Source organism: Pseudomonas chlororaphis subsp. chlororaphis (assembly GCF_003945765.1).
In the GTDB taxonomy this organism is placed as follows: domain Bacteria; phylum Pseudomonadota; class Gammaproteobacteria; order Pseudomonadales; family Pseudomonadaceae; genus Aquipseudomonas; species Aquipseudomonas chlororaphis.
Map to the genome: position 1 here is coordinate 3,550,139 of NZ_CP027712.1, position 23,228 is coordinate 3,573,366.

At 63.1% G+C, this 23,228-nt stretch carries 17 protein-coding genes and 1 pseudogene; 8 read left to right on the forward strand and 10 right to left on the reverse strand.

Translation table 11 applies throughout. The annotated features are described in order from the left end of the window. Window positions 1-63: 63 nt before the first annotated feature. From C4K27_RS16205 to C4K27_RS16215, 3 genes are all read left to right on the forward strand, one after another. Complete coding sequence (locus tag C4K27_RS16205; RefSeq protein ID WP_053261248.1) at window positions 64-1,050, forward strand: response regulator; 987 nt, start codon at window positions 64-66, stop codon at window positions 1,048-1,050. Between the two features lie 44 nt (window positions 1,051-1,094). After that, window positions 1,095-1,460 (forward strand): response regulator transcription factor, encoded by a 366-nt coding sequence (locus C4K27_RS16210; protein WP_053261597.1) that lies wholly within the window; start codon window positions 1,095-1,097, stop codon window positions 1,458-1,460. Between the two features lie 84 nt (window positions 1,461-1,544). Further along, a complete protein-coding gene (locus C4K27_RS16215; protein ID WP_053261249.1) occupies window positions 1,545-2,435 on the forward strand; it encodes an SDR family NAD(P)-dependent oxidoreductase in 891 nt (296 codons plus the stop codon). A gap of 12 nt (window positions 2,436-2,447) precedes the next feature. Here C4K27_RS16215 and pelG read toward each other — a convergent pair whose 3' ends face one another. The 8 genes from pelG to C4K27_RS16255 all read right to left on the reverse strand — a co-directional run bounded on the left by pelG (window position 2,448) and on the right by C4K27_RS16255 (window position 15,629). Beyond that, window positions 2,448-3,818, reverse strand: a complete 1,371-nt coding sequence (gene pelG, locus C4K27_RS16220) for an exopolysaccharide Pel transporter PelG (protein WP_053261250.1) — start codon at window positions 3,816-3,818, stop codon at window positions 2,448-2,450. After that, a complete protein-coding gene (gene pelF / locus C4K27_RS16225; RefSeq protein WP_053261251.1) occupies window positions 3,819-5,351 on the reverse strand; it encodes a GT4 family glycosyltransferase PelF in 1,533 nt (510 codons plus the stop codon). It abuts the gene before it with no gap. Next, window positions 5,348-6,337, reverse strand: a complete 990-nt coding sequence (locus C4K27_RS16230) for a HEAT repeat domain-containing protein (protein WP_053261252.1) — start codon at window positions 6,335-6,337, stop codon at window positions 5,348-5,350. The genes pelF and C4K27_RS16230 overlap by 4 nt, the downstream gene beginning before the upstream one ends. Then, window positions 6,315-7,685, reverse strand: a complete 1,371-nt coding sequence (locus tag C4K27_RS16235; protein ID WP_053261253.1) for a PelD GGDEF domain-containing protein — start codon at window positions 7,683-7,685, stop codon at window positions 6,315-6,317. Before C4K27_RS16235 ends, C4K27_RS16230 begins: the two co-directional genes overlap by 23 nt. 5 nt (window positions 7,686-7,690) lie before the next feature. Next, a complete protein-coding gene (locus C4K27_RS16240; RefSeq protein WP_053261254.1) occupies window positions 7,691-8,212 on the reverse strand; it encodes a transporter in 522 nt (173 codons plus the stop codon). 28 nt (window positions 8,213-8,240) lie between these two features. Next, window positions 8,241-11,831: a tetratricopeptide repeat protein gene (locus C4K27_RS16245; RefSeq protein WP_053261255.1), complete on the reverse strand. Its 3,591-nt coding sequence runs from the start codon at window positions 11,829-11,831 to the stop codon at window positions 8,241-8,243. Further along, the gene (locus tag C4K27_RS16250) at window positions 11,809-14,619 is read right to left on the reverse strand and encodes a bifunctional glycoside hydrolase/polysaccharide deacetylase family protein (RefSeq protein ID WP_053261256.1); all 2,811 of its coding nucleotides are present in this window, start codon (window positions 14,617-14,619) and stop codon (window positions 11,809-11,811) included. Before C4K27_RS16250 ends, C4K27_RS16245 begins: the two co-directional genes overlap by 23 nt. Before the next feature lie 77 nt (window positions 14,620-14,696). Further along, window positions 14,697-15,629 carry a UDP-N-acetylglucosamine C4-epimerase PelX gene (locus C4K27_RS16255; protein WP_053261257.1) on the reverse strand — a complete coding sequence of 311 codons (933 nt, stop codon included), beginning with the start codon at window positions 15,627-15,629 and terminating at the stop codon, window positions 14,697-14,699. 532 nt (window positions 15,630-16,161) lie between these two features. On the opposite strand from C4K27_RS16255, the gene C4K27_RS16260 reads away from it, so the two are divergent. Then, window positions 16,162-17,001, forward strand: a complete 840-nt coding sequence (locus C4K27_RS16260; RefSeq protein ID WP_007925533.1) for a 5'-nucleotidase, lipoprotein e(P4) family — start codon at window positions 16,162-16,164, stop codon at window positions 16,999-17,001. A 116-nt stretch (window positions 17,002-17,117) separates the two neighbouring features. On the opposite strand, the gene C4K27_RS16265 is transcribed toward C4K27_RS16260, so the two are convergent. Next, entirely contained in the window at window positions 17,118-18,695 is a 1,578-nt protein-coding gene (locus tag C4K27_RS16265; protein ID WP_053261259.1) for an alkaline phosphatase D family protein, read from the reverse strand. 35 nt (window positions 18,696-18,730) lie between these two features. Next, window positions 18,731-18,862, reverse strand: a pseudogene (locus C4K27_RS16270) (GNAT family N-acetyltransferase); the annotation flags it as partial. Between the two features lie 186 nt (window positions 18,863-19,048). On the opposite strand from C4K27_RS16270, the gene C4K27_RS16275 reads away from it, so the two are divergent. Genes C4K27_RS16275 through C4K27_RS16290 form a run of 4 tightly spaced genes read left to right on the forward strand, consistent with a single transcriptional unit; the run spans window position 19,049 to window position 23,171 of the window. Beyond that, complete coding sequence (locus C4K27_RS16275; RefSeq protein ID WP_007925526.1) at window positions 19,049-19,456, forward strand: ExbD/TolR family protein; 408 nt, start codon at window positions 19,049-19,051, stop codon at window positions 19,454-19,456. A gap of 2 nt (window positions 19,457-19,458) precedes the next feature. Next, on the forward strand, window positions 19,459-20,181 hold the full coding sequence (locus C4K27_RS16280) for an energy transducer TonB family protein (protein ID WP_053261261.1): 723 nt from the start codon (window positions 19,459-19,461) through the stop codon (window positions 20,179-20,181). Window positions 20,182-20,205: 24 nt separating this feature from the next. After that, window positions 20,206-22,485 (forward strand): TonB-dependent receptor, encoded by a 2,280-nt coding sequence (locus tag C4K27_RS16285; RefSeq protein WP_053261262.1) that lies wholly within the window; start codon window positions 20,206-20,208, stop codon window positions 22,483-22,485. Between the two features lie 38 nt (window positions 22,486-22,523). Further along, the gene (locus C4K27_RS16290; RefSeq protein ID WP_053261263.1) at window positions 22,524-23,171 is read left to right on the forward strand and encodes a MotA/TolQ/ExbB proton channel family protein; all 648 of its coding nucleotides are present in this window, start codon (window positions 22,524-22,526) and stop codon (window positions 23,169-23,171) included. The last annotated feature ends 57 nt before the right edge of the window (window positions 23,172-23,228 follow it).

The following is a 23,228-nucleotide window of genomic DNA, read 5'->3' on the forward strand; positions in this document are numbered from 1 at the left end:
GCGTGTGTGCCAGATGAATCGACGCTGGCGCGTCACTCTCCCCCACATAGTGCAGAGCAACGCATGATCCGACTCGGTCAAGCCACCATTTCCCTGGAACAGCGCGAAGCCTTTCTTGATGGACGGCCGCTGCGTGTTGGAGGACGGGCGTTCGAGATCCTCTCGGTGCTGATGCAGGCCGATGGCCGGATCGTCAGTAAAGATGAATTGATCACCCAGGTCTGGCCCGACACCGTCGTCGAGGAAAACAATCTGCAAGTGCAGATTTCCTCGCTGCGCAAGTTGCTCGGAGAAAAAGAACTCATCCAGACGATCCCACGCCGAGGTTACCGATTATTGAAAGAACGTGAACCGCCCCTGTTCCATCCGATGGTTCCGGGCCCCCTGGCGTCCCAGGATCAGCCGACGATCGATCCTGACAGCGTGCCGGTGTTCATCGTGGACGATGAAGCGTCCGTGCGCACGGCGCTCAGCCGGCTGCTGCGCGCCGAAGGCATCGTGCACCGGATATTCGCCTCGGCCGAAGAACTGCTCAACGCCGACCTCGACATCGGCCCCGCTTGCCTGTTGCTGGACATCAGCCTGCCCGAGGCGACGGGGCTGGAACTGCAATCGGCGCTGGGCCAGCGCGGCCATCCATGGCCGGTCATTTTCATGACGGGTTTCGGGACTATCCCGATGTCGGTGCAGGCCATGAAAGCAGGCGCAGTCGAGTTCCTGACCAAGCCGTTCAACGACGATCAGTTGCTGGATGTGCTGCGCGCCACTCGCCAGCGGGCAGCCAAGGCATTCGAGCAATGGCAACGGATTCAGAGCGCCCGTCAGAAAGCCGCCCTGTTGACGCCCCGGGAACGAGAAGTGCTGCCGCTGATCGTCGCCGGGCTGTCCAACAAACACATTGCCAATCGGCTGGGCACCAGCGAAGTCACGGCCAAGGTCCATCGCAAGCACATCATGGAAAAGATGCAGACACGCTCGCTGGTCAGCCTCGTCAAGCTGTATGGCCTGATTGGCTCGGACCCGGCGTCTGGCCCGCAGGGTTCTTCATGAGCGAGAAAGCCGGCCGCCCTGCCCCAGCATCGCCCGCCAGCCCCATGACGATCGTCTGCATCGTGGACGACGATGTCTCCGTACGGAAAAGCCTGGCCAACCTGCTCCGCTCGGCCGGGTATCCCTCCCGGGTATTCGTCTCGGGTGAAGAGTTCCTGTCCCTCGCGAGCTTCGATGACGTCGCCTGCCTGCTGCTGGATCTGAAAATGCACGGCCTGTCGGGGATCGAGGTCATGCAAGCCCTTGCGCTCATGGACAGGAAAATTCCGGTCATTTGCATGTCGGCCCATTGGGACGAAGCGGCGCTGGCCGCATCGAGCCGCTATGGCGCCACCGAGTGCCTGCGTAAACCCTTCAGCAGCGATGCGTTGTTGGGCGCTGTCGAGCTTGCGCTTGAGGTCAAAGGTTAAACGGCGCGTGGCCAGAACTGCCCGGGATACGGCGCAGAATTGAAAGATCAAGCGCGCCACCATCAACCCGTCGGGATTGAGAAAATGAATAGCCCCACCATCCTGATCACCGGTGCGACCGATGGGATCGGACGGCTTGCGGCACTGGAGCTGGCGCGCCGCGGTGCGAAGCTGATCCTGACCGCCCGCGATACGACCAAGGCTGAACGGACCCGTATCGACATCGAGCGTGCAGCCCCAGGCACGCCGGTATCGACTTATCAGGTCGACTTGACTGACTTGGCGGCTGTCGCCGCGACTGGCCGGCGCATCGCTTCCGAGCATCGGCGCATTGACGTGCTGATCAACAATGCCGGGCTGCACGCGTTCACGCAGCGGATCACCCGCGACGGATTCGGGGAAATGATGGCCGTGAACTACTTTGCGCCCTGGCTGCTCACCGACGTTCTGCGCGATACGCTGGTGAAGTCCTCGCCATCGCGCATCATCACTGTTGCCTCGCAGGCATCGCGTCAGAGCCGTGGCTTGAACATCGAGCAGGACCTGCGCGATACCGAGCCTTTTACGGCGCGGGGCTCCTCCAGAATCTACGGGCTGACCAAACTTCTGGACATCATGTTTTCCTTTGAGCTGGCGCGGCAACTCAAGGGCAGCGCAGTGGCAGTCAACTGCTTGTGCCCCGGATTCAACGTGACCGGCCTGGGGCGTGAACTGGGCTTTGCCGGCGGGCTCTCCAGACTCCTCAACGCCTTCAACATCGGTAACCCCGAGCGAGGCGCCGGGATTATCGTTCGGCTTGCGACCGATCCCGCATTCGGCCGACAGACCGCAACCTACGTATCGGTCAAACAGGCTCGCCCCCTCACGCCAATCGAGCCTGCGACGGACGAGGCAGCGCGCCGTGAACTCTGGAGCGCCACCGCCCGGCTGCTTGAGCCGTACCGCCAGGATTGCAACCCGCCGGGCAGCGCTTGACCGGCTTGAGTTTCAACGAGACAACATGAAGGTTTCGTACTCCAGGTCATCCAGCGCCGTCGATAACCGCGCCAGCCCCAGCAGCACGCAAAGCAGCAGCGAGAAGGTGAAGCCATAGCCGAAGAAACTCGGCCCCAGGTACAGGCTCAGCAGGGTCAAGGCGCCGTTGAGTGCCACGAACAAGAGGCACAGTTCCAGCACGATCATCCGTTTGTCGAGGTAGAAAAACACGTTAAGGATCGCCATGAACACCACCTGGATGCTCACCCCGATCAGGTCGATATAGAACAGCGGCAGGTAGTAGCTGGACATCCCCAGCCACTCCAGTATGCGCGGGCCAAAGAGAAACAGCAGAACCACCGTCAGCCCCTGGACCTTGCAGATTTCCAGCAGGCCCTGACGGATCGAGAAGGTCATCTCGGCTTTCAACGAACCGATATGCTGCAGGGTCTCGCCGTCGCGCACCGCCCGGAACAGGCGCTCGTACCATTCGGCGAAGTCGGTTTCGATCCTTACCAGGAACACCGCCATGCCAGGAATGATCGCCAGGTAGGCGAGGAAAATCGGCAAGTCATAAAGAATCGAGGCGCGCATCGGCCCGATCACCTGGCTCGAGGTCTGCGGGTTGAACCAGAAGATGAACTTGTCGATCCAGATTCCCAGGTTGTAGCAAAGCCCGGTCAACAGCAGGCTGACAAACACCTGGCGCCGGTCCAGAAAGTCGAAGGCCACCAGTTTCTCGGCCCGGTATTCGCGCAGGATGTCGTAGAGAAACAGGAACAATAGGCTGCTGTGCCCCAGCAGCAACGCCAGCAGCAGCCCTTCCATGCCCAGGTGCCTGAGGAAGAATGCGCTGCCGACCATCAGCCCATAGCCCACCAGCATCACCAGCAGGATGCGGTTATAAGCCTTCATCCCCGAGAGGAATATGATCACCAGCCACAGGTTGCAGAGCACCACGAAGTTGGCCAGGGTCAGCAGGCGGTAGATCAGTCCCTGGTCGAACAAGGTGATCAACAGGAGGATGCCCAGCACCCCGGCCCCCAGGGTCACCAGCAGCAGCATGCCCACCAGGTTCGGCAGGATTTGCTCGTACTTGCGCTCGAACAGGCGGTCGGAGACAAAACGGGTGAAGAAGAGTTGTAAGCCGCCGGTGAGGATCAGCGACGTGGCCATCAGGTAGGTCACAGTGATCAGGAACTGGCGGATCACCACCTCCGGAACCACCAGCCCAAGGCTGATGCCCCCTACCAGCATCACGCTGAGAATCGACAGGACCCAGGGCCCGGAGCTGATCAGGCCGGCATAGACATAGGCATGCAGCGTCGCCGTGTAGGAGTCGCGCGAGAGAATCTTGCGCAGTTCAAAACCGATACCGGCCATTTACACGGCCTCCTTTTGCAGGGTGCCCATGGCGCTGTGATAAAGCCTGCGATAGCGCTCGATCATCAAGGTTTCGCTGTAGTAGCGGTGAACCCGCGACAAGCCGGCGGCCTGGGCGGACTTCCAGCGCTCGGGGCTGCGCAGCAGGTCGATGATTGCCTGGGACGTGGCCTGGGGATCGGCGATCGCCACCACCTCCCCGGCCAGCCCGAGATCGCGGTCGGACGCTTCGCCGCCCTCGATCAGCTCGCGGCAGGAGCCCACGTCGCTGCTCACCACTGGAGTGCCGGCGGCCCAGGCTTCGAGAATCACCAGGGGCTGGGCCTCGCTGATGGAAGTCAGCACCATCAGGCCCAGTTGCGGCAGGATGTCCTGGATCTTCTGGAACCCGAGGAACAGTACCTTTTGCTCCAGCCCGAGGCTGGCCACTAGGCTGCGACACTCGGCGACGTACTCGGGATCTTCCTCTTGCGGCCCGACGATCCAGCCTTCGACCTGCGGCATCACACTGACCACTCCCCGCATGGCCCGCAGGAAGGTCTTCACGTCCTTGATCGGCACCACCCGGCCGATCAGTCCGACCACGGGGGCGATGCCTTCGGCCCGGGACTCAAGGGCCTGGGTCCAGAGCTGCAAGTCGATGCCATTGGGAATCACTTGGGTGCGTTCGGCCGGTGCGCCGTCCTTGATCTGTCGCTGGCGGTTGCCGTCGTACAAGGCAATGATCTGGTCGGCGCTGTCGTAGACCAGATGACCGATGCGCTCGAAGAAGCGCACCCAGAGCATACGGATGTAGCCGGAGCCGGTGTCCATGCTGTCGTTGAGTGCCTGGTTGCTGGTTTCGGCGATCCAGCTGGCCTGGGCCAGGTCGATCTTGCGCTCCTTGGTGTAGATCCCGTGCTCGCTGAGCAGCAACTGGCACCCCCACAGTTGCTTGAGGATGCAGCCCGCCAGCCCGGCATAACCGGTTGAAATCGAGTGCAGGACCCGCGCCCGCGGCATGCGCCGGGCGGCATCTGCGAGCATCAGCAACGGCGACTGCATGGTGCGCAGGGTCCAGAAATAATTGACGAAGGAAGGATCGGCGCAGTGCTGCTCGTACCCTTCGGTCAGCGCCTCCCAGCTGGGGCGACTGTAGAGCACGTCATCCAGGGTGATCCGCGCCTGGGCCAGGGAGTCGAGCACGCCAATGCCCAGCTCGGCGGCCGGTTTTTCCGGGTTGTGCAGGTAACGGTAAAGGTTGCTCAATTCTTCCAGGGACGCGGTGTGGGCGACTCGCCTGTGCTTCGGGTTGCGCCAGGCTTGCTCCAGATACACCTCTTCGATGTGCACGACGTTGGCTGGAATCTCATAGCGGCGCTGACCGTAGGCTTCGCGCTGGCCACCGATGAACAACACCGAAAAGGTCAGTTGCGGCAGCCCGAGGATCATCTGGTGAATCCAGCTGGACACACCGCCGCGCACATAAGGCCAGGTGCCCTCGAGCAACAGGCAGACATCGGCGATGGGCGTTGGGTTGACGGTTTTCTTCATGTCCAGGTCCTTATCAGCCCGGCAAAGGGCGGACGTTGTTGCATCTGCGGCGGCAAGCGGCTCAACAGCGCGGGAATCTCGGCATAGTTCCCGCTTTCAAAGGCGATTTCGGCACGGAACGGCAAGACCTTGGCCGGGTCCATGCCCGCTTCCTGGGCCTGGTGCATATGCAGCCGCGCCTTGTCGATATCGCCACGCTCAAGGGCGATACGCCCGGCCAGCAACAGCAACTCGCCGCCCTCTCCCGCCTCCAGCGCCAGCCTGGCATGTTCGCCGGCTTGCTCCAGCACGTGCAGCTGGACGCTGCCCTGGGCCAGGCCCAGGTAGGCCAGTTCCCAGTACCAGCGCGCCAGGGTGGCATGCAGGGCGCCGGCCTTCCTGGGCGCGGCACCGGGCAACTGTTCGAGGGAAGACTGGATGCGCTGGTTGATATCGGTTTCCTGTTTGTCGAGCATCGAATACGCCAGGAGACGGACATCGTCGCTCGGATCGCCCAGGGCCAGCTTCAGAATCGGCACCGCTTCCTTGCCCGGCATCCTGCGGGTGGCGAGCAACGCCGCCAGGCGCTGGTCGGGGTCCGGCGCGTGACGCAACACATCCTGCAAGCCACTGTCACCGAAGGTCGGCGAATGCAAATGGGACTGCGCGCGAAACGGCAGGCCGGGAATGCCGACGGCCTGCCACATCTGCGTATCGCGCTTGCGGGGCAGATACAGCGCCGGAAAGATCGCCGCAATTACCCCCACCGAGCCCAGCAGCGGGACAAAGAACGCCAGGCTGAAAATGAACAGCGGACTCCACGGCAACGGCGTGCGATAGCGCGCCGGCAGCAGCCGCCAGACCGCCGCCGTCAGCAGGCCGCAGGCGATCCCGTGGGTCATTGCATACAGCAGCGCGATCTGCGGGTCGGGCAACTGCGCCGTCAGGCTGGCCCAGCTCCCCGCCTCGAAAAACAACGCTGCGCTAAACAGCCACTTGCTGATCATTCAGGCCACACTCGTTGTACAGGAAGTTACGCAGCCCATCCCGTCGCCGGGCCGACTCCAGGTCGTAAGGCAGCACGGTGACCCCCAGGCTGGCCAGTTCCACGCTCATGCCGAAATGCTCGTGAATCAGCTTGCCCAGGCGCGCCAGATAGCCTTGGGCGCCCTCGGCACTGGTCAGTGGCAACAGCACCAGCAACAGAGCGTGCCCGCGGTTGTTGGCAAGGCCCAGGTGCAGGTCCAGTCCGCGCTGGCTGCGTTCGAAAAGCCGCGTCAGTTCATCGTTGGCCTGGGTCGATTCAAATGCATAGAGGCAACCGGACAGGCCGTGCTGCTCGACATCCACCAGCGAACGCTTGAGCTGGCGTGTGAAGTGTTGGGCATCGTCGCTTTCCAGTTGCAGCACCTGCAAGTCAGAGCGCAGCAGGTCGGCGATATGCCCGGCCAGCAGCGCCAGCAGGCTGAGGGTGCGCTCCTGGAAGGCGAAGAACGGCATCTGCCGTACCGCGAGGATCGCCAGCACCTGTCCCTGGGTGTCCACCAAGGGAATACAGGCCTGCAGGGACGACACCGAAGCCTGCCCGCCGCTATCGAGCAGCTCTTCACGCACACTCACCAGTTCCTCGCGCTCCAGGCACAGGCGCACCAGCAGGTCATTGTGCTCCAGGGGCCCCATGGTCCCGGTGGCGGCCAGCAGGGTCAGGTTCGGCGACGCATGGCCGGCCTGCTCCACGCGATACAGCGCGGCTACCCGCAACGAGCCGTACTGACCAAGCAGGCTCAGTACGGGCTCGGCCAGCAGGCTCAGCGGGTCATCGCCATTGGGCAGCACGCGCAGGCGATCGCGCAGGCCCAGCAACGAACTGCGCAGGCTCTGGTCGCTGCCGGCCAGGCGCTGCTCCAGGCGATCGTGGGACACCCGCAGAATCTGGTGCGCCCGGGTGAAATCGTCGAGCCGGTACTGGCGATACTCGTTGGCCATCTGCAAGCGCAGCAGTCGCCGTTCCCACAGGTCTCGCACCTCGCCCACGAGCATGCCGCAGACCAGCACGCCGACAATGTAGGAGGGAGCGATCTGCGCGTAACCGGGCAGCCCCGACTGGCGCAGGATGAAGAACGCCGCCACCAGCAGGCTGGCGCTGATCAGGCCGCGGACAAAGCCGTAGCGCACACCCAGCAACAGTGGCGCCAGCACCGACCAGGGAAACTCACCCTGCACCTGCAGCGGGTCTTGTGGCGCAAGCCACAGACCCACACCGATGACCAGGGCCGTCACCAGGAAAGTTTCCAGCCATGACGCCGGACCGCTGGCGCGGGGCGCCAGCGCGTAGTCCATGTGTGGAGATCTCATGACAGTCACTCGATCCTGAGGCCACCGACAAGCTTGTCGAGCACCTTCTGCGCCGCACCGGCCAGGCTTTCGCGGGACCAGCCGGCACGGGCGCCGCTATTGCTCCAGAGCACCTTGCCGGTGCCCGCCTCGACCACCCGCAGGCTGATGCCCACCGCCGGCTCGCCATCCAGGCCGTTCTTGTACTGCCACTCTTCAATGCTGCCGGACACCACATAGTCGAGATTCTGCTCGCGAGCCCAATCCATGGCTCCGGCCAGGCGCTCGTTATCGTCGAGCAGGGCTTGTTCGCCCTGCCCTGCCGCGCTGTTGTAGACCTGGGGTTGCAGGCCCCGGTTGCTCAGTACGCTAAGCAGAATCTGCTCACTGCGCTCGCCGGCCTGGGGCGTCTGGGAATAGTTGACCAGTGGCAACACGCCCCAGCGGGCGGATTTCGACAGCTCGGGGCTGTCCTGACCGGTAAAGCTGCTGCAGCCGGCCATCAGCAAGGCGACCATCGCCAGACTCACGCAACGAATGGATTGCATAAGGTTCACTCCTCTTTGAATTCCATGATCAGCGTCCAAAACGGACGCTGTAGCTGACACCTGCCGTGCCCCCGGACTTGCCCGTTCCGCCTTGTGGGGCCGACTGGTAGCCGAAGGTCACCGCCAATTCGTCATCCCCTATCACCTCGGTGCCGACACCGGTACTGATGGCGTAGTTGATGGTGTTGTCGGTCCACTGCCAGCCTGAGCTGACGTCCACCAGCCAGGTGTACTGCCCACGCGTGCGGTTCAGTGCCCCCGGGAAGCCACGCCGCCACGAACTGCCGAAGAACAGCTGGCCGTAGCGCTTTTGCAGCAGGGTCTGGCTGGTGATCTGGTTCGGATCCTCGAGGCCGGCCCCCGCCAGGTCGATGCCCCCGCCCAGGGTATTGGCCAGGTTGGGCAGCGAAAGGTGGTCCAGGCTGTTTTGCTGGTAGTCGATGCCGCTGCGCAATGCCCAGTTCGGCCCTTCGAACTGCAAGGTGTGGTCGAACTCGATCTTCAACGCCTGGCCACTGCCCAGGTCATCGCCGCTGCGGGTCGAGAACCAGCGCTGGGCCAGGCTCCAGGACAACTGGTCACGGGCCGAATAGCGATGCCGCCCGCCGACCCAGACATCGTCCTGCTGGCCGAAGGCACGCATCAGCCCGCTGTCCTCGTTCTTACGGTGCCAGTCGGCGCCGACGTCCAGTTCGTTGCCGCTGTCCACCTGCCAGGTGCGGCTGGCGCCCAGGCCGTTGCGGTCATCGTCCTTGCGCAGGCTGCTGTCGAAGATCAGTTTGTAGTCGCCGTCCTCCAACTGCCGCTGCAAGGTCAATCCGGTATTGGTCTCGTTGCCCAGGCGTGATTCATCGAGGGTGTCGCCGCTGTATCGGCCCTGCTCCACCACGAGCCTGGCGTACCAGTCGTCATTCAGGTAACGCGCGGCGCTCAGGCGCGGGCCGTTGAACAGCAGTCCGCCGTAGTCCTGGCGTTCCCAGGCGATTTGTACGCCCTGGGGCGTGCGCTCGGTCATCTCGATGGCCTGGCGCCGCAATTGCTCACGGATCGCGGGAGGCTGGTCCTCGCCCAGCGCCGACAGGTCGACGGCCAGCGCTTCGCCGCCACGACCCAGGCTGTTCAGGGCCTCGACCCGCTGCGCCGGGTCCAGGCCATCGATGGCCACCAGGCGTTCCAGGGCTTGGCGATTGTTGCCGCGCAGGGCTTGCTGGATCTGTTCGTAGCGACTGACCTTAAGGCCACGGGCGCGGGCCCAGGCCAGCCAGTCATCCTTCTGCGCTGACTGATTGATGTCATCCAGGCGCACCAGCATTTGCTCGAACCACAGCTGCAGCATCGGCCTGGAGCCGTCCAGCCACTGCATCGCCTTGTTCTGCGCCTTGCGCGACGAGTAGCTGCTGGCCACCAGGCGCAGCCAGGTCGCATAGCCCTGGGGCGTGGCGCGGATCTGCTCGGGCGTCACCTGACGATTGAGCTTGAGCCGCAGGCGCTGGGCCGAGTCGGCATAACCGGCGCCTTCCAGCGCATCGGCGTAGGCCGCCTGGACCATCCAGTCCCGGGGATTGGCTTGCAGGTACAAGCGGTACCAGGCCAGGGCCTCGGTATTGCGCCCCAGCAACTGGCTGGCGGCGGCAAACGGCAGCCAAAGCGTGCTGTCACCGCGCGCCAGGGAACGCCATTGCTGCAGCAGCGGCTTGATCTCGCCCGTGCGCCCCAGGTCGACATACAGCCACATCAGGCGTTCGCGGAAGGTGTTGTCCTCCGGGAAGCGACTCAAGCCCAGGCGATACAGGCGCAGGGCCTCGTCGTGATGACCCTGGTGGACCTGCAGCGCCCCGCGCGCTGCCAGGACCTGGGAATAGTCGGCGGCTTCCGGATACTGCTCAGCCTCCTTGAGCAGATCGATCACCAATGGCCAGTCCTGAAGCTCCTGGGCCAATTGCAGGGCTGCGACCAGGCGCCGCGGATGGTGCCCCTGGCGCCAGCTGTCGACGGTCAACTGCAAGGCCTTGCGCGGATCGCGGGTGCGATAGAGGGCGATCAGCTCACTCTCGTCGCCGGTATTGAGCGAGCCCTTGATGGCCAGCATCTTCTCCAGTGCGAGCTGCAGCTGATCGTCCGACTCCAGGTCCCAGGCCAGCGCGGCACGGGACTGCCAGTAGTCGAGGTCGTTGATTTTGTTGCCGTCGACCGCGGTGATCACCTTCCAGGCCGACTGGCTGTCAAACAGCTTGAGGTGGTTGTTGGCCCAGTCCACCCGCTCGGCGCTGGTCAACGGATAACGGCTGGCGAAGTTCTTCCAGACCGCCAGCCGCTGTGGGTACTGCTCGGTGTTTTCCAGGTTCTGCAACAGGCGGACCCAGGCCAGGCGGTGCTTCGGGTATTTGGCGACATAGCGGCGCAACCACTTTTCCGCCTGCTCGGGCGTGCCCCGGGATTCTTCGGCGTACACCAGGGCATCGAGTTCGACATTGCTCAGGGCGCGGCTGTCCATGATCCCCGCCAGCAGCGGAATGCCCCGGTCGAAGTCGTAGCTCTGCATCGCCAGGCGCCAGGTGTGCTCGAACTCGGCCGGGTTGTCCCGCAGCTTGCTCAGGCTGATCCAGTAGCCCAGCGCCGAGGCCGAGTCGCCCCGCCATTCGGCGAGATGGGCCATCTGCTCCAGCAGCAACGGATCCTCCGGATGTTGCTCCAGCAGTTGCGAGCCCGCCGCATGAGCGCCCTTGAGGTCACCGAAGGCCAGTCGCTGCCTGAACTCCTTGGCCAGGATTTCCGGGTTGTCGGGCTGCAACTTGCGCCATGCGATGAAAAATGGCTCGGCCAGGTCCGGACGCTTGTGCGCTACCGCCACATCGACGCCCCGGTCAAGCAGCGCAGCATCGAATTGCGCATCCGGTTGCGCGGCCAGTTCCCGGGCCAACAGCTCGGCCGCCTGAGCGCCGCGATCCGCCGCCACCAGGGTGTTGAAGGCTTCCTGCAGGAACTGGCGACGCGCTTCAGGCGTCTGGCTGGCATCGAGCAACTGCACATAAAGGTCGGCGGCGCGTCCGGATTGCTCGCTGGCCTGGTACCACTTCGCCGCCTCGGGCAGCCAATGCTCACGCTGCCCTGGATCGCGACGCGCCAGTTCGGCATAGGCGTCCGCGGCCAGCCCCGGGGCCTGGACACTCAAGGCCAGCGTGGCCAGGCGCTCGAGCTGGGGGGATGGCAGCCTCTTGTAGTCAAAGGCCTTGAAACGTTCGGCCAGGGCCTGCAACGCTGGGCCGTCGGTGCTGTTGGTCAGCGCCAGGGCATCCAGTTGCAGGCGGTAGTAGGACTTCAGCGCTGGATCGGCCTGCGGCCATTCGGCCAGGTGCTTTTCCGCCCTCGGGTAATCGCCCAGCTGAATCAGCAGGTCGAGCAGCTGGGTGCGCAATTCGTTGTTTTCCGGATGGGCCGCCAGCAGCACCTCGGCATAGCTGGCGGACACTTCGTCCGGGGGGCCGAGCGTGGGACGGAAGGTATCTTCGTTGCGATAGGTCGCCCACAGCAGCACGCCGACGACCATCGCCACCAGCAGCAATGCCCAGGGGTTGAGCAGCCGTGCGCGTGGCGCCTTAGTTGCAGAAGAGTTGGGCATCACTCACCTGCTTCATGGGAAGTTGGAAATGCCACAGGCCCTGCTCGGACTTGCCGGCATAACGTTGGCCCTGGGCCTCGACCCGACAGGCGCCGGCCGAACGCACCGAGAACTCCAGGTTGAATTGGCCGGCAAAAGAGAAGCTCACCTGTCGGTCACTCACATAACGCCAGTCACGCAAGGGAATATTCGCCAGCTCCAATGCCGGACGCGGGTCACGCTCGGGCCGCAGGGCCAGCAGCGCATGGTCGCCGCTCAAGGCCACATAACGGCCCTGGGGCAGATCGCGGACACCGGCCACGTTCCGCGAACGCCCCAGATCCGGCCAGCCCAGCTCCGGGTCCAGGCGCAGGGTACGCAAGCCGTCCATGCCGCGGACCTGCCAGTCGCCATTGGCGGTGCGGGCCAGGCTGGCCTGGTACAGGCCATGGACCCGATCGAGGTAGTCGCTCATCCACAACGACAAGGGCTGCTGGCCGCGCATGAACCGGTAGATATCGGCCATGGCCTTGATCGACGCCTGCTTGGTGCCCGAATAGAAGTGGTAGTACAGGTGAATGCCGCGCAGGCGCCGTGGGCTGTCGGTCAGCTCGAACGTATCGATGACGTCGCGAAAGCCGTAATACGGGCCTTTCCAGAGGTTGGTGTACATGTTCTCGTTGATCACCGGGGCGTAGTACTGCAAGCCGCCTTCGGTGGGACGCAACAAGGGGTACAGGCCGGTCAGCGACGAATTGGCTTTGGTCAGGATGGTCTGCCCGCCGTTGACGTTTTTCAGCCCGGCGTCGTAGGCCAGCTTGATGGTCTCGGCGCTGGGCAGCGCATCCCCCGGCCAGAAGAGCAACTTCACCGGTTTCTGCGCAGTGGTCAGGCGGCTGTTGATGTAGTCCCGCGATCCGACGATCTCGCGCTTGAAGTCCAGGGTCTTGTAGCCCTGGATGTTCAGGCGCAATCCGTATTCGGCGTGGAAGTCCTCGTCCTGCCTGGCCTTTTCCGGCTGCAGGTAGAACGGGTGGCTGTAGGTGTGGCTGGCAACCTCGACTTTGGGATCGGCAAAGATCTCCTGGGCGAGGGGCTCCAGCTCCCTGGCGAGGAACGGCGACATGCCCTTGGGCCCGACCTCCCCTTCGATGATCGAAACCGAGGTCAGGTACGGGTTGGGACGAATGTAGTCATCCAGCACCTGGCGCCCGGAATAAGGGGTGCCGCGCACTTCGGCATGGGATGGGAAGCCATCCCCGTCGATATGCACCGTGGCGATCCGCCGGCCGTTCTCGGTGGTGGTGTCCGGGCGCGGTTGCGCCGGCAGGCGCAGGGCTTTCTGGATAAAGGCAAAGGGGTCGAGAATCCAGCGGCTGCGCTCGACATTGGTCTCTACCACATAAGGCGCCAGGGCCATGCCCCCCCAGGTGCCGATGGCCACGGGGGCGTACTTGCCGCCCTGCTCATCCCCCAGCAACAGGGCCGGTTGCGGCCCGTCGGGCAGCAGCGTCACACGGGTCAGCTCTCGGGTGCGCGCCACTACCGGCGCCTCGAAGCCACCGATCAGGGCCTTGTCCTGGCTCAGCACTCGCAGTGCGCCGCGAGCCCCCGGCGCCGCGAGGTTCAGCCCCAGGCGCTTGAGCAATGCGCGATCCTCGATCGGCAGGCCGGCCATGATGGCCAGCGGTACCTGTTCGTCCAGGCGTTGGCCAATCCAGCCATTAAAGGCACGGCTGTCCTGGGGTGGGCCGCTGGTCATCCACACCACCACCCCGGCGTACAGGCCGGCGAAGCTGTGGGACGGCAAACTGGCATCGGCCGGCAGATAGTCCACCCGATAGCCCAGGTATTCCAGCAGACCGCCAAGCATCCGGTGCCCGGCGTGATCGTAGAGTTCGCCTTCGCGCGGGTCGTAGAGCATGGCGATGCGCCGCGGCTGTACTTCCACGGTGCTCATGCCGATGGCGTTGAGGTCCGGGGTGGTGACCACCGGGATAAAGCCTTCCTGGCTCAATTGGCGAACCAGCTTGCGCGCTTCTTCGCGACGGTTGGGCGGCAAGTAGTCGATGGCCACCAACGGCATGTTTTTCGCGCGAAGTGGTTTGAGCTCACCTTCAAGCCAGTTGCGGTCGGACTCGGAAACCGGGCGATAACGCTTGGCTGAGGCATCCCAGCCGGCATGGATCGATTCGACGGCCACGGCCGAGGCAACGCCATCGAGCTCGCCCAACACTTCGAAGCCCCGGTTGAAGAACAGCTTGAGGTTCGGCTGGCGGCTGTGCAGTTCCCGCAGAAACGACGCCAGGGCTTTGCGTTGCGGTTCGCGATGAGCCTCGGGGAGCAATTGAAAGCTGTCGAGCGTATCGAGGAACAGACCGGCATAACCCTGCCCTTGCAACGCCTTGGCACGCTTGAACAGATGTTCGCGCCAGGCCGGCGTCGAAATATCCATGACCTGGCTATTCCAGGCCTTGTTACGCGTAGCGCTTGCGCTGCGGGTCAGCGACGCTTTGTCCAGGGCGACGCGGTCGCCATCGAACTCACCCACCGACAGGTAGGCGAACGGCTGGCTGCCAAGTTCGCGCAAGGTGGCAACATTGGCGGTGCTCATATGGCCCGGCTCGACCACAACCCATTCGAACTGCGCCAACTCTTGAAGCGGTGGCCGATCGGCGTACCAGAACCCGACACTGGCGGGCGCCGCCGGCGAGGCTTGCACCACCGAGTGGGTCGCACACAACGCCAGCGCGGTAAACAGCCGCCGTACCCCTTTACAAACACGCCCCCTGCGAAACTCGATGTCCATAAATCACTCTTGAGTAGATCAATCCGCGCGATACCGGACCCGCGAGCCCTCTGCAACCGGGCCCGCAAGGCGTGGCATTAAAGACTGTGGTAAAGCCGTGCCAGGCCTTCCGCCACGGTGGTTGGCGACCCCAGGTCAAAGCGTTCGCGCAAGCGGCGATTGTCGGCCTTGGAATGCCGGATATCGCCCGAGCGGGCAGCGGCATGACTCACGCTTAGGGGTTTGCCGCTGATCCGTTCCAGGGCCGTAATCAGGTCATTGAGCGTGGTGACCCCGCCGAGACCGACATTGGTGGCATCAGCCGCGGGCTGGGGGTGTTCCAGGCCCTGGAGCAGGACTTTCACCAGGTCTTCGACATAGACGAAATCGCGGGTTTGCTCGCCATCGCCGAACACCACGATCGGCCGTCCGCTTTTCGCTCGCTCGCTGAAAATGCTGATCACCCCGGAGTACGGCGACAATGGGTCCTGGCGGGGCCCGAAGATATTGAAGAAGCGCAGGATCACCGGCTCCAGTCCATGCTGGCGACGATAGAAATTCAGGTAGTGCTCGCTGGCAAGCTTGTCCGCGGCATAAGGCGTCAGGGGGGACGTGGGCGTGTCTTCATCAATCGGGGTGCCCTCCCCGTTATTGCCGTAAACCGCGGCACTGGAGGCAAAGACCACTCGACGGATGCCCGCGGCGATCATCGCCTCGCATACCCGCAGCGTGCCGATGAAATTACTCCGATGAGTAGCTGCCGGGTGTTCGACCGAGGCGTGGACCGAAGCGACAGCCGCCAAGTGCACCACCGCGCTGCAGCCCTGCATGGCTTCAGTGAGGGTCGCGGCATCGGCGACATCGCCGACCACCAGTTTCAAGGCCGCGCTGTCCATCGGCAGGTTGCTGACCTTGCCGGTAGAGAGATCGTCCAGAACCCGGACGGCATAGCCTCTTGCCAGCAACGCATCCACTAAGTGGGAACCAATGAAGCCAGCCCCCCCGGTTACCAGTACTCGTTTGGCAGACATAGATCATCCCTAAAAAATATCGCAACCCCCACCGTCTAAAGCCGGCACCCCCACGAAAATGAGCCATGGCTGTTGGCCTTATGGCTGATCTTTCCGTGGATACCTGATCTTTAACAAAGGCTGTATCGCCTTTTTCTGGAGGGCCTCAGAAGTCCGGCGTCAAAAAAACATCAGTTAAATGACGCAAAACAGAAGCGGATACTGGGATACGAATGCCATCATGTCAATAATACGTCTAATTTTTAAGATGAAGCTGTTGGCGTCAAAAAAAGTCAGCATATTGACGCGCGTCCCCCTGGAGCTCTGGGCTTTGCCCCGGCAATGGAAAATCCATTTTCACGGCGATGCGCGCGCCTTGAACCTCTGCATGCGGGACCTGAGTCGGAATCACGCCTCATTGATCTCAAAACACGACACCCGTATTGAGCGGGGCACCCGAGTGCTATAGAACCCCTTGGCGGTATTGGTCAGCGCGGCGCCATCTTTGCCCTGCTGCGTATTTACCCGCCCCGTTTCCATTCAGGTATCGAGTATGAAATCAAAAATAAACCAAGCCTTGATTACCCCTGCGCTCTTCTCGCTTCTGATGTTCCAGTGGACGCCTGTGTTTGCCGAAGAGGCTGCCAGTTCCCCCTCCAATCTCTTGACCGCGGCGGTTGCCTGGAAGCAGACGGCGGCTGAGTTCGAGGCGCTTTATTACCAAGGCTTCAACATCGCCAGGATGCGTCTGGACCAGGCCCTGCAAGCCCGCAAGGACGGCGACCGACCGTTGGCCGTCATCAGCGATGTCGACGATACCGTGCTGGGTAGCAACAGCTACTGGGGCTACATGATCAATTCGGGGAAAGAGTTTTTCGATGACGGCGCCTGGGACCAGTGGGTCGCCGACAATGGCCCGGTCGCCACGCCCGGGGCAGTGGAGTTCTTGAATTACGCCCAATCGAAGGGGGTCGAGGTGTTCTACGTCACCAGCCGCGACCAGGGCGAAAAAACCAAGGAATATGCCCTGGCCAACTTGCGCAAGAACAAGCTGCCGTTTGCCGATGAACAACACCTGACGGTCTATCGCGACAGCTCCAACAAAGAGCCACGGCAAACGGAAATCGCCAAGGACTACGAAGTGGTGGTCATGCTGGGCGACAACCTCAATGACTTCAAACGCAAGTACTACGTCGCGGACGTCAAGCAGCGCAACAGCCTGATGACGGAAGACAAAGAGCAGTTCGGCCGCAAGTTCGTCCTCTTCCCCAACCCTACCGACGGCCATTGGCTCAAGGCGATCTTCGGTGACTCGGAACCCCCGGCCACCCCGGAAAACCGCGCCAGGTTCAAGGCCGCGGCCGAATCGACGGCCTGGCAGCCAAAGCAGTAGTCCTGGGCCACCTGCCCTGCCCGCGCCGTTCGAAAACCGGCGTTTTTTCGCAACCTTCTGAACGCTGCATATCCACTCAAAATGATTGGCCCGGCCAGCATTTTGAGTGGAACTGACTAGACCGCAATCGCCCCCGCCCGCCCCGACTCCACCACAAAGGACTTGAGGGTCGAGACACTGGCATACGGGTCCCTGGGGTCGGAAATGATCCGCAAGTGGGTCAGCATCTTCCGTTCTTCCAGCTCCACCGCCACATATCCCCGCCAGCGGCTCTCGAAAAACCTTACATGGGGATTGAATGGCAGGATGGCGTCGAACGACTGGCCGTCGGACGTGACCGAGGTGCCGACGAATTCAGTGGCGACGATCCGCGAGTCAGGGTCGTGGGCGCGCGCATGCAGGTCCGTGACCCAGAACGAATGAATGTCGCCGCCCCAGAACACCGGGTTACTGGCTCGCCGGCGTTCGATGGAGGCCAGCACCCGTTCGCGAGTCGCCCTGTAGCCGTCCCAACCGTCGGTCCAGTGCCCCAGCGCCTGGCTCGCCGGGACGTGCTGGAGCAGCGGCGCCACCAGCAGGTCCTGGGCGATCACATTCCATTGCGCCCGGGACCGGGCCAGCCCCTGGTCCAGCCAGGCTTCCTGCTGCCAGCCCAGCATGGTGCGCCCGGGGTCGCGCAAATCCAGGCAACTGTCTTCGGCGATATGCCCCTGGTGGCTGCCATTGGGCGCAATGCACGGTTGCTCGGAGCGGTACTGCCGGCCGTCCAATACATGGAATCGGGCCAGTCGCCCATAGTCCAGGTTCCGATAGATGCGCATGTCCGGCCCCCGCGGCAGGCTGGTGGCGCGCAATGGCATATGTTCGTAGAAGGCCTGATAGGCCGCCGCTCGCCGCTTGAGGAACGCGGCTACCGGAGTCCCCGGATCCTGGGACCAGCGATTGGCGTAGTCGTTTTGCACTTCGTGATCGTCCCAGGTCGCCACGCTGGGCGCGCTGGCATGCAGCGCCTGCAAGTCAGGATCGGTCTTGTACTGGGCATAGCGGTTGCGATAGCCCGCCAGGTCCAGCGCCTCGTCACTGCTGTGGGGGCGAATGATCTTGCCGGAGTCGGGCGCATAGGATTTTTCGTAAATGTAATCGCCGAGGAAGAACACCAGGTCAGGCTGTTCCGCGGCCAGGTGGCGGTAGGCACTGAAGTAGCCGCGCTCCCAGTGAGAACAGGAGACAAAGCCCAGCCGCGCCGACGCCATCGCGTGCACAGGTGGAGCCGTGCGCGACTGCCCTGTCGGACTCTGTGCTCCGAGGCTTTCAAACTGGTACCAATAGGGCCGCCCAGCCTCCAGCCCCGCGACCTCGACATGGACGGAATGGGCGAAACGCTCAGTGGCCATGACTTCGCCTTGTTTCACGATCCGCCTCATCGCCGCGTCACTGGCCACCCGCCAGCGCACCGGCACCGAACGGTTCAAGCCGCCACGCCCATCGGCCGCGTTGAACAACGGCGCCAAGCGGGTCCAGATGACAAAGCCATCCGGCAGTGGATCGCCCGAGGCCACGCCCAGGGTGAACGGGTAGTCGATGCCGGCACTACGGGCGAAGGGGCTGAGGATCGAAAAAGCCGTCGCCACCGCCAGGCCCGACAGCACCCGGCGACGGCCCGGATCCACCGGCTTGCGGATATCGTCGCTCATGACGCGGGCCGCCAATCGGCGCGCAACAGCCCGTACGATGGAATCGCTGCGGTGTTGTCAGCAATCCCGGGGCCGTTGGCCAGCTCGAACAGTGTCTCGGCCTGGTGTTTTTGCAGCGCTTTGAGCGCCAGTCGCGGGGTGAGTAACGAAGGAAGTGCAGCGCTCATGTCGAGGGGCTCGCCGATAAATGCGCAAAAATGCGCCCCTGGCATGTCAATTTCATGACCATCAAAAATAACTGATGGTTCTTCTGAAATCCGCGTCCTAGACACCTAAAAGCTTAAATTAAAGTTAACCAATCGGTCATTTTCCGTTGCTAGCGTGGCGCCCCTAATCAATGACGGGGTAACGGAATGAGAACCTGGGACGAACCGAAAAAACGCAAGGCGCACATCGAACTGATCCCGATGATCGACGTGATGATGTTCCTCTTGGTGTTTTTCGTACTCGTGAGCCTGAACGTGATTCCGGCACTGGGCATGAAGACCCAGTTGCCCAGCGCCAGCAGTTCGCAACAGCTCAAGCCGCAGAACAAGTTCATCCTCACCCTGGGCCTGGAAGGCCAGTTGCAGCTCGATGGCAAGGACCTCAGCGTCGAAGCCCTGGTGCCGGCGCTCAAGGCCGCGCAAAAGCCTGACAGCAAGTCGACCATCATCGTCAACAGCGACAAGGGCGTGGAAGTCTCCCGCCTGGTCGAGGTCATGGACACCCTGCGCCTGGGTGGCTTTACCTCGGTCTCCATCGCCACGCGCAAGTCCTGATCATGTACGCCTTGTTTCGTGCGCGTCAGTTGCTGGGCAGTGTCCCGGCCCTGATCGCCCTGGTGCTGATTGCACTGGGTATCCAGTCGCAAACCTTGAAAGTGCAGCCGGTGTATGACGAGTCGGCGGTTGAAATCGCCCTGGTCGAACCAGAACCGGAGGCCGTCCCCGAGCCAGTGGTGGAACAGGAAACGCCGCCGCCGGTCATCGAAGACCAAGACGCCGAGCCGGCCCCTCCTCCGCCGCCGCCCAAGCCACAACCAAAGCCACTGCCGAAACCTGAACCCAAGCCCAAGCCAGCGCCCGTGGCCGCCAAGGCAACGCCGACACCCACGCCGCCGGCCACCGCCAAACCCGTGCAACCCGCCGTCGCCCCGACACCGACGCCTGCGCCACCCGCCCCGCCGAAAGTCGACGGCCAGGCCCTGGAAGGCGGCTATCTCAAAGGTTTGCGCAACGAGCTGGACACCTACAAGCAGTACCCCACCGGACGCCAGGCGTCCCTCGAACGCCCCAGTGGCGAGGTGGTGGTCTGGTTGCTGGTGGATCGCCAGGGCCGCGTCCTCGACTCCGGGATCCAGACCCAGGCGTCAAGCATGCTGCTGAACCGGGCCGCCACCAACAGCCTGCGCCGGATCAAGCAGGTCAAGCCGTTCCCCGAGCAAGCCTTCGGTGGGCGCAACGAGCAACGTTTCACCGCCACCTTCAACTACAGCGTGCAGTAAGCACCCAACAGCAGGACGACAGTGATGAAGTTCACCCGGATTCATCTGGCACTCGTTGCCGCGAGCATGGGCCATGGGATCGCCATGGCAGACACCAGCGACAGCGACGTCGGCACCATTGGCGTGCAAGGCAAGGCCACGGCGGGCGGTGGCTACATGGTCCAGGAGGAGAGCGTCAAGGCGCGCTCCACGGTGACCAAGGAGGCGCTGGATAAACAGACCGCCACCGGCAACGCCGTCGACAAACTCAAATACACCCCGGGCCTGAACATCTCCAGCGAAGATGCCACCGGGCTTTCGGGTTTCCGCTTCACCATGCGCGGGCTCAACTCCGACCAGGTGGGGATGTCGGTGGACGGCATGCCGATCAACGACTCCGGCAACTACGCGCTGTACTCCAACCTGCTGGGCGACCCGGAAAACATCGAGCAGATCTTCGTCACCCAGGGTTCGGCCGAGGCCGATGGCCCGCACATCGGTTCCAGCGGCGGCAACATCGGCATCGTGACCATCCGCCCGACCAAGGAAACCGGCGCCTTCGTCAAGCAGGTGGCTGGCAGCAACGGCACCTTCAAGACCTTCGCCCGGCTCAATACCGGCGAAGTCAACGGCCTGAGCAACTGGCTTTCGCTGTCCCACACCGAAGGCGAGAAATGGCGCGGCGACGGCGCGGTGCGGGCGGACAAGGTGGAATGGAACAGCTTCTTCGACATGGGCGGCGGCAACACGGCCAACCTGATCCTCAAGTACCACGAGCAGGACAACAACAGTTACAGCCAGTTGACCAAGACCCAGTTCCAACAGAACGGTCGCAAGTACGACCCCTACCCTTCGACGCCGGCCCTGGGCAGCAACGGCAAGGTCAGCAGCTACTACGCCCTGGCGCAGAACCCGTTCCAGACCTTTACCGCGGTGCTCAACACGCAATTCAAACTGGCGGACAACCTGGCCCTGTCGGTCATCCCGTATTACTACTGGGGTAATGGCAGCGGCGTGGGCGCCTCCAGCTATGCGCTGAACAGCGGTTCGAACCGGGGCGGCGTGTTCGACCTCAGCAACCTGCAGACCGCCGCCCAGTACAACGCCGACGGCTCCTCCACCAGCGGCGTCTATTACCGCCCTTCGCGCACCCAGACCTGGCGTCCGGGCATCACCACCAAGCTGAACTGGGACCTGGGCGACCACAGCCTGCAATTCGGCTACTGGTATGAGCGCGCGCGCCAGAGCCAGACCCAGCCGTTCATCCCACTCAAGAGCAGCGGCAAGCCGGAGAGTACCTGGCCGGATTCGGATAACGTGGTGGACGCCAATGGCAACAAGGTCCAGGGTCGCGACCGCTTCACCATCACCCCGGCGCAGAAAGTCTGGGCCCAGGACACCTGGTATTTCGCCCCGGACTGGACCCTGGTGGCCGGCCTGGCCTACATGAACGTCAAGCGTGACGGCAACAACCACGGCAGCCTCACCGAACAGCCGGAAAAGCGTCACCAGACCTATAACAAGTTGCTGCCCAACGTCGGCCTGAAATACCAGCTCGACGAGCGCGACCAGGTGTTCTACAGCCTGTCGCGCAACATGCGTATCCCGCAGAACTATGTGCTCTACGACCAGGGTGTCGGCTCCATCGATTCCAAGCCGGAAACCAGCTGGAACCACGAGCTGGGCTGGCGCTACAGCGGCGACGACATGACCCTGGCCGCCACCTTGTTCTACATGCAGTTCAAGGACCGCCAGGTTTCGTCCAGGGACATCAACGGCGACTTCGCCGACATCAACGCCGGCGCCGTCGACAACAGCGGCCTGGAACTGGAATGGAGCGGCCTGCTGCCCCACCACTTCAACTACTACACCTCCTACACCTATACCCGCGCCGAGCAGCAGGACGACCTGACCGTCTACAACGCCGGCAAGGCCATTGTCCTGCCCACCAGCGGCAAGCAGTTCGCCAACGTGCCGAAGAACATGCTGGCGGCCAACATCGGCTACGACGACGGGCGCTTCTACGGCACCTTCGGCGGCAAATACACCAGCAAGCTGTATGGCGACCTGACCAACGACGAAGCCATATCCGGACGCACCGTGTTCAACCTCGGCGCCGGTATCTACCTGCCGGTGGACAAGAAGGTGATCAAGGACGCGACCCTGCGCCTGAACGTCGACAACCTGTTCGACAAGAAGTACCTGGACGGCGTGTACACCACCAAGACCAACGCCGCGCCCTACGGCGGTTTCCGTGACGGCGACCCGGCCTACATCGTGGGCCTGGAACGGACCGTGACCGTCTCCCTGGAAGCGAATTTCTGATCGTCATCCGCCATTATCGAAGAATGAGGTAAAGCATCATGGACATGAACCTGCTTCACGACATCACCTTCTATGTGATGTATGCCGCGGTGGCCATCGCGATCTTCATCGCCATCGAGCGCGGTCTCTACTTCGCCTATGTACGGCGCCAGGCCAGGGCGTTGATGGAGGCCCTGGGCGGTCACGTGCACAGCGAGCGGGATTTGCCGCAAGGCGCGACCCGCCGCGACAGCCTGCCCTTGAGCATGGTCCTGCCGGTGCTGGCGCAAAAGGCTGCCCAGGGTTCGCGCAAGGACCTGGACGACGTGATCGAGAGCCAGTACCTGTCGACCCGCGCGCCACTGGCCCGCAGCCTGTGGATCATCGAGACCATCACCACTGCCGCCCCCTTGCTAGGCTTGCTGGGGACCATCCTGGGGATCATCGACACCTTCAAGGCCCTGGCCAGCGCCGGGGTGTCCGACCCGGGCCAGATTTCCGGCGGTATCGGCACGGCGTTGTTCGCCACCGGCCTGGGGATCGCCATCGCCCTGTTCTGCGTGGTGTTCCATAATTTTTTCCAGGACAGCCTGGAGCGCATCAACGATCAACTGAAGATGCTGCTGATCCGCGCGGCCACCGGCGCCCGTGTGCAGGATGAGGTGCCGCAGCGGGCGCCGAGCCCGTTGCACAGCCGCACCGCGTAATTTCCCAGGGCGGGCGCAGGCCACGCCCGCCTTTTTTCGACATGAGACGCCTATGTC

Bases quoted from the DNA above. Each gene is read 5' to 3' on its own strand.
- C4K27_RS16235 (WP_053261253.1), bottom strand. From the start codon at position 7,685: ATGAGATCTCCACACATGGACTACGCGCTGGCGCCCCGCGCCAGCGGT.
- C4K27_RS16205 (WP_053261248.1), top strand. From the start codon at position 64: ATGATCCGACTCGGTCAAGCCACCATTTCCCTGGAACAGCGCGAAGCC.
- C4K27_RS16260 (WP_007925533.1), top strand. From the start codon at position 16,162: ATGAAATCAAAAATAAACCAAGCCTTGATTACCCCTGCGCTCTTCTCG.
- C4K27_RS16215 (WP_053261249.1), top strand. From the start codon at position 1,545: ATGAATAGCCCCACCATCCTGATCACCGGTGCGACCGATGGGATCGGA.
- C4K27_RS16265 (WP_053261259.1), bottom strand. From the start codon at position 18,695: ATGAGCGACGATATCCGCAAGCCGGTGGATCCGGGCCGTCGCCGGGTG.
- C4K27_RS16250 (WP_053261256.1), bottom strand. From the start codon at position 14,619: ATGGACATCGAGTTTCGCAGGGGGCGTGTTTGTAAAGGGGTACGGCGG.
- C4K27_RS16240 (WP_053261254.1), bottom strand. From the start codon at position 8,212: ATGCAATCCATTCGTTGCGTGAGTCTGGCGATGGTCGCCTTGCTGATG.
- pelF (WP_053261251.1), bottom strand. From the start codon at position 5,351: ATGAAGAAAACCGTCAACCCAACGCCCATCGCCGATGTCTGCCTGTTG.
- C4K27_RS16285 (WP_053261262.1), top strand. From the start codon at position 20,206: ATGAAGTTCACCCGGATTCATCTGGCACTCGTTGCCGCGAGCATGGGC.
- pelG (WP_053261250.1), bottom strand. From the start codon at position 3,818: ATGGCCGGTATCGGTTTTGAACTGCGCAAGATTCTCTCGCGCGACTCC.
- C4K27_RS16290 (WP_053261263.1), top strand. From the start codon at position 22,524: ATGGACATGAACCTGCTTCACGACATCACCTTCTATGTGATGTATGCC.
- C4K27_RS16230 (WP_053261252.1), bottom strand. From the start codon at position 6,337: ATGATCAGCAAGTGGCTGTTTAGCGCAGCGTTGTTTTTCGAGGCGGGG.
- C4K27_RS16280 (WP_053261261.1), top strand. From the start codon at position 19,459: ATGTACGCCTTGTTTCGTGCGCGTCAGTTGCTGGGCAGTGTCCCGGCC.
- C4K27_RS16245 (WP_053261255.1), bottom strand. From the start codon at position 11,831: ATGCCCAACTCTTCTGCAACTAAGGCGCCACGCGCACGGCTGCTCAAC.
- C4K27_RS16255 (WP_053261257.1), bottom strand. From the start codon at position 15,629: ATGTCTGCCAAACGAGTACTGGTAACCGGGGGGGCTGGCTTCATTGGT.
- C4K27_RS16275 (WP_007925526.1), top strand. From the start codon at position 19,049: ATGAGAACCTGGGACGAACCGAAAAAACGCAAGGCGCACATCGAACTG.
- C4K27_RS16210 (WP_053261597.1), top strand. From the start codon at position 1,095: ATGACGATCGTCTGCATCGTGGACGACGATGTCTCCGTACGGAAAAGC.